The following is a 7,560-nucleotide window of genomic DNA, read 5'->3' as shown; positions in this document are numbered from 1 at the left end:
AGGCGAACCCGGAGTGGTACGCCGCGTACGCGACGAAGAGCGCCTTGGGGCGCTGCCTGACGGCCTTCACGGACTTCATGAGCGTCACCCGATGGTGCGCCTGGCGGTGCCGATGGCGGCGGTTTCTTCGGCCACGGCGGTTCGTTCCCCAGTGCTGCTTTCCGGCATTCCGAACTCCCCAGTTCACGCCCATACCGATGTACGGGACTCGCGCGAGGGTAGAAGTACCGTCGTCTCCAGGGCCAGGGTTTCGGCGGAATTCGAGGAGATCAGGCACGACGGCGCCAGATCAGGCGGGCGACCGCCCCCGCGACCGCCGCCGGCGCGGGCCGGCGGGGCAGGTCGCGTGCCTCGGGCGCGGACTCCGGCATCGCCCGGTAGGCGAGGTGCGCGGCGAACCGGGCGAGCCGCGGCGCGGTGAGCGTCGCCAGCTCGGCGGCCCGGCCTTCGGGCAGGCTGAGGATCTCCGGCCGCTCTTCCAATGCCTTGACCACCAGCGCGGCCGCGCGTTCCGGGCTGCTCGACGGGAGGCCGCGGTAGCCGGTCGGCGCGATCATCGGCGTCCGCACCAGAGGCATCCGCACCGACGTGAACGTGATGCCGTCCGAGAGCGTCTCGCGCCCGGCCGTCAGCCCGAACTCCTCCAGCGCCGCCTTCGACGCCAGGTAGGCCGAAAAGCGCGGGGTGTCGGTCTGCAGGCCCTGGGTCGTGACGTTGACGACGTGGCCGAACCGGCGCTCCGCCATCGACGGCAGGAAGCCGAGGATCAGCCGCACCGGCCCGAAGTAGTTGATGGCCATCGTGCGCTCGTAGTCGTGGAAGCGTTCCGTGGACAGCGCGACCGAGCGCCGGATCGACCGGCCGGCGTTGTTCACCAGCATGTCGACCGCGCCGTGCTCGCCGAGGACGTCCTTGACCAGCGCGTCGACCGCGTCGCCGTCGGTGAGGTCGCAGGGGTACGCGCCCGCGACGCCGCCGGCCGCGGTGATCTCGTCCCGGACCTCTTCGAGCTCGGAAGCACGCCGGGCCACGAGGATCACCTTCGCGCCTTTGCGGGCCACCGCGAGCGCCGACGCCCGCCCGATCCCGGACGACGCCCCGGTGATCAGCACCGTCCGGCCGGCCAGGCCGTGCTGACGACGCGCGCGGTCGGGGTCGAGGTGGGTCTGCCAGTACCGGAGGAGCGGCGCCGCGTAGTCCCGCAGCTCCGGCAGTTCGACGCCGCTGCCGAACAACGCGGTCGTGGTGCGCGCGGTGTCGAAGACGACGTCCGTGCTCAGGTGCGGCAGCACTTCGAGGGGGATGCCGAGCTCCGCCAGGACGGCGGCGCGGGCGGCCCGGCCGCCGGGCACGCGGTCGACGCCGCTGGCCGCCGCGTGCGCGAGCCGGGTGCCCACGCGCCGCACGACCCGGGACGGCCGCGCCGGCAGCACGGCCCGGATCGTCGGCCCGCCCGCGGCGCGCGCGAAGGCGTTGTAGACGGAGTTGAGCGACTGCGGCCGCGCGGCGGCGAGGTGGTAGGTCGCCCCGGACGGCGCGTCCCGGTGCATCAGGTGCTCCATCGCGTCGACGACGTAGTCGACCGGCACCAGGTTCGTCGCGCCGAGGTCGGGGGCGGCGAGCGGGAGCCGCGCGGGCAGCGCCGCCAGCCGCGAGATGGCGGGGAGGAAGTAGTACGGGCCGTCGACCTTGTCCATCTCGCCGGTGCGCGAGTCGCCGACGACGGCGGAGGGCCGGTAGACGCGGAAGGGCAGGGACTGTTCGCGGACGAGCTTCTCGGCCTGGAACTTCGTCGCGTGGTACGGCGAGCCGAAGTGCTGGCCGAGGTCGAAGTCGGCCTCGGTGAACCGCCCGGCGTGGTCGCCCGCGACGGCGATCGAGGACACGTGGTGCACCAGTCCCGCCTCCGCGGCCAAGGCGAAGGCGAGCAGGTGCCGGGTGCCCTCGACGTTGGCCCGCCGGTTGGCGTCCTCGCCGGCGGTGAGGTCGTAGATCGCGCCGAGGTGGACGACGTGGTCGAGACGCGGCAGCCCGGCGGGGTCGACGCCCAGCCGGGGTTCGGCGAGGTCGCCGACCACGGGGTGCAGCTTGGCCGCGCCCGGCCAGTCCTGGGCCAGCTTGGCCAGGCGTTCCCGGGAGGTCTCGCGGACCAGCGCGTACACGGCGGACGTCTCCGGCCGCCGCAGCAGGCGGGCGACCAGGCGTTGCCCGATGAAGCCCGTCGCGCCCGTCACGAAGTAGGTCGTCATGGCCGGTCCCTTCGGTAGTCGGGCCGACTCTAACCTACTGGAAAGTAGGAACGGTAGTTGTCAGTGTCTCCGGCTCACATTTCGGCCGTCTCGTCCGCCGTTGCCACGACCGCGTCGCGCAGGGCGGCGCGCAGCCGTCCGACGTCGAGCGGTCCGAGTACCGCGGCCTCGCCCGGCGGTGCCACCAGCACCACCTTGTCCTGACTGACGAACACCGTCACGTCCCTGCGCCTGCCGGCCAGATCCCGGCAGCCGACGGACCATTCGCCCCGACTCATGGTCGCCGCCCCTCCGTTTTCTCCTCGTGGTCGTGCTCCGTGCGAGGGTGGGAGCGGGGCGCGGAGACGCTATGACGCCGGTTCACCCGATCTGCCTACTCGCGGGTTTTGTCTTGCGCTTCGCGGATTTCCGGCGTATCTCCCGGTCGTGGGCGGGCCTATTCGGGAGTACCGTGCGCACCGACTCGTCGACGTGGAGGTCACTGATGCCGGAGCCGCGGAAGATCGTCATCGTCGGTGCGGGCCTGGGCGGTGCGTCGGCCGCGGCCGCGTTGCGCGAACGCGGCTACACCGGCGAAGTCCTGCTGATGGGCGCCGACCCGCACCGGCCCTACGAGCTGCCGCCGCTGTCGAAGGGCGTGCTGCTCGGCACCGCCGACGAGCCCGACTGGGTGCACGAAGAGAAGTACTACGCGGAGCACGACATCCGGTTCGGCCCCGGCGTCACGGCGACCCGGCTCGAGCTGGGCGCGCGGCTGGTGCTGGACGACGCGGGCGGCGAGCACCGCTACGACCGGCTCGTGCTGGCGACCGGTTCGCGGCCGCGCACGCTCCCGGTGCCCGGCGGCGACCTCCCCGGCCTGTACACGCTGCGCAGCCTCGACGACGCGCTCAAGCTGCGGTCCGCGTTCGCCGAGGCGGAGCGCGTGGTGATCGTCGGCGCCGGCTGGATCGGCTCGGAAGCCGCCGCCGCGGCCCGCTCGCACAACGCCGACGTGACGGTGGTCGACCCGGTTCCGGTGCCGCTGGCGAACGTCGTCGGGGAGACGGTCGGCGGGGTGTTCCGGGACCTGCACACGGAAAACGGCGTCCACTGGCGGCTGGGCGAGCAGGTCGCGGAGATCACCGGCGGCCCGGACGGCGTCCGCGGCGTCCGGCTGAGCGGCGGCGAAGAGCTGACGGCGGACGTGGTCCTGATCGCGGTCGGCGCGGCACCCCGGGTGGAGCTGGCCCACGCGGCGGGCCTGGAGCTGTCCGACGACGGCGGGGTGTGCGTGGACGCGGGCCTGCGCACGGCGGCCCCGGACGTGTACGCGGTGGGCGACATCGCGGCCCACTTCCACCCGCGCTACGGGCACCGCATCCGCGTGGAGCACTGGGCGAACGCGAAGGACCAGGGCACGCACGTGGCGCAGAACCTGCTGGGGGAGAACGAGCCGTTCCTCGGATCGCCGTACTTCTTCACGGACCAGTACGACTTGGGAAGCGAGTACCGGGGGCTGGCGGACCCGGCGGTGGACGAGCTGGTGGTCCGGGGCGACCTGGGATCCCGCGAGTTCACGGCGTTCTGGCTGCGCGCCGGCGAAGTGGCGGCGGCGATGAACGTGAACATGTGGGACGACGGGGATGCCTTGGCAGCGCTCGTGGACGGCCGCGCGAAGGTGACGGCGGAGCAGCTCAAGACGGCGGATCTGGCGTCGCTCGCGTGAGGCGTTCGCGGAGCAGGGAATCGAGCCGCCGCCAAGCGGGCGAGGACGCGTTGACGGCGCCCTGCACCAGCGCCGGGATCGCGGAACCCTGGTCGTACGAAGGAAGTTCTTCGCCGTAGCGGGCGTGCGTCGCCGAGATGAGCTTGTCGGCGAGCTCGTCGACGCGGGGGTCCCGCGGGTCGAGGTCGTGGACCCGGTCGTACGCCAGGACGACCTCGAGCAGTCCCGGGTCGGCCAGCATCGACGACTGGTCCCGGAAGTTCGCGCGGGCCGTTTCGGGATGCGTGGCGAACACCAGCAGCCACAGGTCGTGCTGCAGCGTCACCCAGCGCTCGCTGAAGCCGAGCGCGGGCATGCGGGAAAGGAACTCCACGACGTCGGCGGGCAGCGCGGACAGCTGCCCGCCGGCCAGCTGCCGCAGCCGCGCTTGGGTTTCCCGCAAGCCCCGGATCCGAGCGGACAGGTCGTCGTCGATCTGCCGCAACGCCTCGCCCAGCCCGTCGCCGGAGCGGAGCTCACGGATGCGCGCCAAGGGCACGCCCGCCTCGGCCAGGGTGCGGATCTTGATCAGCTCCACGGCATCGGCCGCGCTGTAGCGCCGGTAGCCGGACGCGTCGCGCGGCGGCTCGGGGAGGAGCCCCTTGGCGTGGTAGACGCGGATCGTCTTGGCCGTCACCCCGACGTACCCGGCGAGCTGTCCGATGGTGAGCACCCGGCCATCGTCGCACTTGACCTTGCCCCTGGGGCAAGGTTGCAGGATGGGCGGCATGGCGGACTACGAGACCTTGCGCGCGCTGGCCGACGAGGGCAACGAAACGGCCCTCGACCGGCTCGCGGACCTCGCCGACACCCGCGGCGACGTCGAAGAGCTGAGCGAGCTGCTGGACGAGGGCTGCGAACACGCCGGGGTCCTGCTCACCCGGCGCGCGGTCGCCGCGGGCGACCTCCTGGAACTGCAGCGGATCGCCGACGCCGGCCACGAGCCCGCCGGTGAGGAGCTGGAACGCCTGCTCAGGAAGTGACGGGGCGCGTCAGGGCCAGGTAGGCCACCAGGGCCAGCAAGGCGAAGCCGGCCATGGTCGCGGCCATCGGCACCGCGGTCCCCGGCCCGCCGAGCCCGACCAGCGGCGTCGCCACCGCGCCCACCACGAACTGCAGCACCCCCAGCAACGCCGACGCCGCGCCCGCCGACCGCGCGTGCGAAGCCAGCGCCAGCGAGCTCGCGTTCGGCATCACCAGGCCGATGCTCGACACCAGCAGGAACAGCGAGACCAGCAGGAAGGCCAGGGGAGCCCGCGACACCGCCGACACCAGCACCGCGGCCCCGCCGAACACCCCGAGCAGCAAACCGGAAAGCAGCAGCGCCCGCTCGCGGATCCGCCCCACGAGCCGCCCGTTGAGCTGGCCCGCCAGCACGATGCCGACGCCGTTCACGCCGAACACCACGCTGTAGGCCTGCGGGCTGAGCCCGTAGACGCCCTGCAGCGCGAACGACGACCCGGAGATGTAGGCGAACATCGACGCGAACAACAGCCCCGACGCCAGCGCGTAGCCCGCGAACGACCGGTCCAGCGCCAGCCGGCCGTACGTCCGCATCACCTGGCCGAGCCGGGCCGGGGACCGCGTCGAAGAAGGCTCGGGAAAGAAGAACACCACCACGGCCAGCAGCAGCGCGCCGAACACCGTCAGCACGACGAACACCCCGCGCCACGACGTCCAGTTCAGCAGCTGCCCGCCGATCAGCGGCGCCAGGATCGGGGCCAGCCCGCTCACCAGCATCAGCGTCGAGAAGAACTTCGTCATCGCGGTGCCGGAGTAGAGGTCCCGCACCGTGGCCCGCGCGATCACGATGCCGGCCGCCGCGCCGAGGGACTGCACGCCCCGCGCCGCGACCAGCAGCCACGCGTCCGGGCTCACCGCGCACAGCACCGAGCCCACGACGTACAGCACCAGGCCCGCCAGCAACGGCCGACGGCGGCCCAGGGCGTCCGACAGCGGTCCGAGGACCAGCTGGCCCAGGGCCAGGCCGGCGATGAACGCGCTGAGCGTCAGCTGGACCGTCGTGTCCGCCGCGTGCAGGTCGCCCGCCATTCGCGGCAGCGCGGGCAGGTACATGTCGATCGACAGCGGCCCGAACGCCGAGAGACCACCCAGCACGAGGACGAACTTCAGCTGCGTCCGCCTGCTCGTCGCGGTACGTTCCGGGGTGATGGTCATGCGCCTCCTCGGGTCCCTCACTCCGACCAGCGACGCCATGACCTGCGCTATTCCGGCTGGGTGCGGTGACACCCCGTGCTCAAACGAGCACTGTACCGGTACTGATCCGATCAATTTCCGTCCGATTGGGCGGTGGCTCTGGATCGACGACCCTGACTGCGATATACATCGGATGTCTGGTCGAGCAGGTGAAGGGAAAATCCGTGCAGCTTGTGCGCCTCGGGGAGCCGGGTAGTGAGCGTCCGTTCGTGCGTGCCGACGACGGCACGACCTACGGGCTGAGCGGCCTGACCGCCGACATCGACGGCCGGTTCCTCGCCGCGGACGGCGTCGCCCGCGTGGCCGCCGCGCTCGCTGCCGGGGAACTGCCGGAAGAAGACGTGACGGGTCTGCGAGTCGGCTCGCCCATCGCTCAGCCCGGCAAGGTCGTCTGCATCGGCATGAACTACCGCCGCCACGCCGAGGAGACCGGCGCGACGCCGCCGACCGAGCCCGTCGTCTTCATGAAGGCGCCGGACGTCGTGGTCGGCCCGGGCGACGACGTCCTCATCCCGCGCAAGTCGGTCAGCACCGACTGGGAGGTCGAGCTGGGCGTCGTCATCGGCAAGACCGCCCGCTACCTCGACAGCGTCGACGAAGCTCTCGGTTACGTCGCCGGGTATGTCGTGTCGAACGACGTCTCCGAGCGCGCGTTCCAGTTCAGCGCCGGCCAGTGGGACAAGGGCAAGTCCTGCGAGAACTTCAACCCGCTCGGCCCGGCGCTGGTCCCCGCGGCGGAGGTGCCCGACCCGCAGGACCTCGGCCTGCGGCTGTGGGTCAACGGCGAGAAGAAGCAGGACTCGTCGACCAAGGACATGATCTTCAGCGTGGCCGAGATCATCCACCACCTGAGCCAGGTCATGGTGCTGCGGCCCGGTGACCTGATCAACACCGGCACCCCCGAAGGCGTCGCGCTCGGGCAGCCCGACCCCAAGCCCTACCTGCGCGACGGCGACGTGATCGAGCTGGAGATCGACGGGCTCGGCCGGCAGCGCCAGACCGCGAGGCAGGCCTGACCATGGCGAAGATCATCGGCATGGAGGTCCTCGACGTCCGGTTCCCGACCTCGCGGGAGCTGGACGGCTCGGACGCGATGAACCCCGACCCGGACTACTCCGCCGCCTACGTCGTGCTGCACACCGACGGCGGCCCGGACGGCTACGGGCTCGCGTTCACCATCGGCCGCGGCAACGACGTGCAGGCCGCCGCGATCCGCGCGCTCGCCCCGCACGTCGTCGGCCGGGACGTCCCGGCCGACGCCGCCGCGCGCGGCCCCCGGGCGCCCCCGCCCCGCGGCGCCAGCCACGTCCGCCTGGCGGGGCCGGCAAATACAACGTAATATACCAC

General features: G+C 72.2%; 8 protein-coding genes and 1 pseudogene. 4 read left to right on the top strand and 5 right to left on the bottom strand.

The features are described 5' to 3' along the window. From AB0C38_RS49255 to AB0C38_RS49245, 3 genes are all read right to left on the bottom strand, one after another. Positions 1-193 (bottom strand): hypothetical protein (locus AB0C38_RS49255; RefSeq protein ID WP_360688613.1); only part of this gene is annotated, 193 nt, incomplete at its 3' end. Between the two features lie 76 nt (positions 194-269). Further along, a complete protein-coding gene (locus AB0C38_RS49250) occupies positions 270-2,249 on the bottom strand; it encodes an SDR family oxidoreductase (RefSeq protein ID WP_360688611.1) in 1,980 nt (659 codons plus the stop codon). 74 nt (positions 2,250-2,323) lie between these two features. After that, complete coding sequence (locus AB0C38_RS49245) at positions 2,324-2,527, bottom strand: hypothetical protein (protein WP_360688608.1); 204 nt, start codon at positions 2,525-2,527, stop codon at positions 2,324-2,326. A 206-nt stretch (positions 2,528-2,733) separates the two neighbouring features. Between AB0C38_RS49245 and AB0C38_RS49240 the strand changes: the two genes are divergently transcribed. Further along, positions 2,734-3,957, top strand: coding sequence for an FAD-dependent oxidoreductase (locus tag AB0C38_RS49240; protein WP_360688605.1), 1,224 nt, complete (start codon positions 2,734-2,736; stop codon positions 3,955-3,957). Here AB0C38_RS49240 and AB0C38_RS49235 read toward each other — a convergent pair. Continuing rightward, on the bottom strand, positions 3,926-4,669 hold the full coding sequence (locus AB0C38_RS49235) for a MerR family transcriptional regulator (protein ID WP_360688602.1): 744 nt from the start codon (positions 4,667-4,669) through the stop codon (positions 3,926-3,928). The two genes, AB0C38_RS49240 and AB0C38_RS49235, sit on opposite strands and share 32 nt — an antisense overlap. Before the next feature lie 55 nt (positions 4,670-4,724). Between AB0C38_RS49235 and AB0C38_RS49230 the strand changes: the two genes are divergently transcribed. Beyond that, a complete protein-coding gene (locus tag AB0C38_RS49230) occupies positions 4,725-4,979 on the top strand; it encodes a hypothetical protein (protein ID WP_360688599.1) in 255 nt (84 codons plus the stop codon). On the opposite strand, the gene AB0C38_RS49225 is transcribed toward AB0C38_RS49230, so the two are convergent. Further along, on the bottom strand, positions 4,969-6,174 hold the full coding sequence (locus AB0C38_RS49225) for a multidrug effflux MFS transporter (protein ID WP_360688596.1): 1,206 nt from the start codon (positions 6,172-6,174) through the stop codon (positions 4,969-4,971). The two genes, AB0C38_RS49230 and AB0C38_RS49225, sit on opposite strands and share 11 nt — an antisense overlap. 203 nt (positions 6,175-6,377) lie before the next feature. Here AB0C38_RS49225 and AB0C38_RS49220 point away from each other — a divergent pair, with 203 nt between their 5' ends. Together AB0C38_RS49220 and AB0C38_RS49215 are read left to right on the top strand one after the other, a co-directional pair. Further along, a complete protein-coding gene (locus AB0C38_RS49220) occupies positions 6,378-7,229 on the top strand; it encodes a fumarylacetoacetate hydrolase family protein (protein WP_360688593.1) in 852 nt (283 codons plus the stop codon). A 2-nt stretch (positions 7,230-7,231) separates the two neighbouring features. Then, a pseudogene (locus tag AB0C38_RS49215) lies at positions 7,232-7,480 on the top strand (fuconate dehydratase); the annotation flags it as partial. Positions 7,481-7,560: the final 80 nt, after the last annotated feature.

It is taken from the genome of Amycolatopsis sp. NPDC048633, assembly GCF_040650695.1.
Taxonomy (GTDB): domain Bacteria; phylum Actinomycetota; class Actinomycetes; order Mycobacteriales; family Pseudonocardiaceae; genus Amycolatopsis.
Note: the sequence above shows the minus strand (reverse complement) of the source record. Positions and strands in the feature narration are given on the sequence as shown.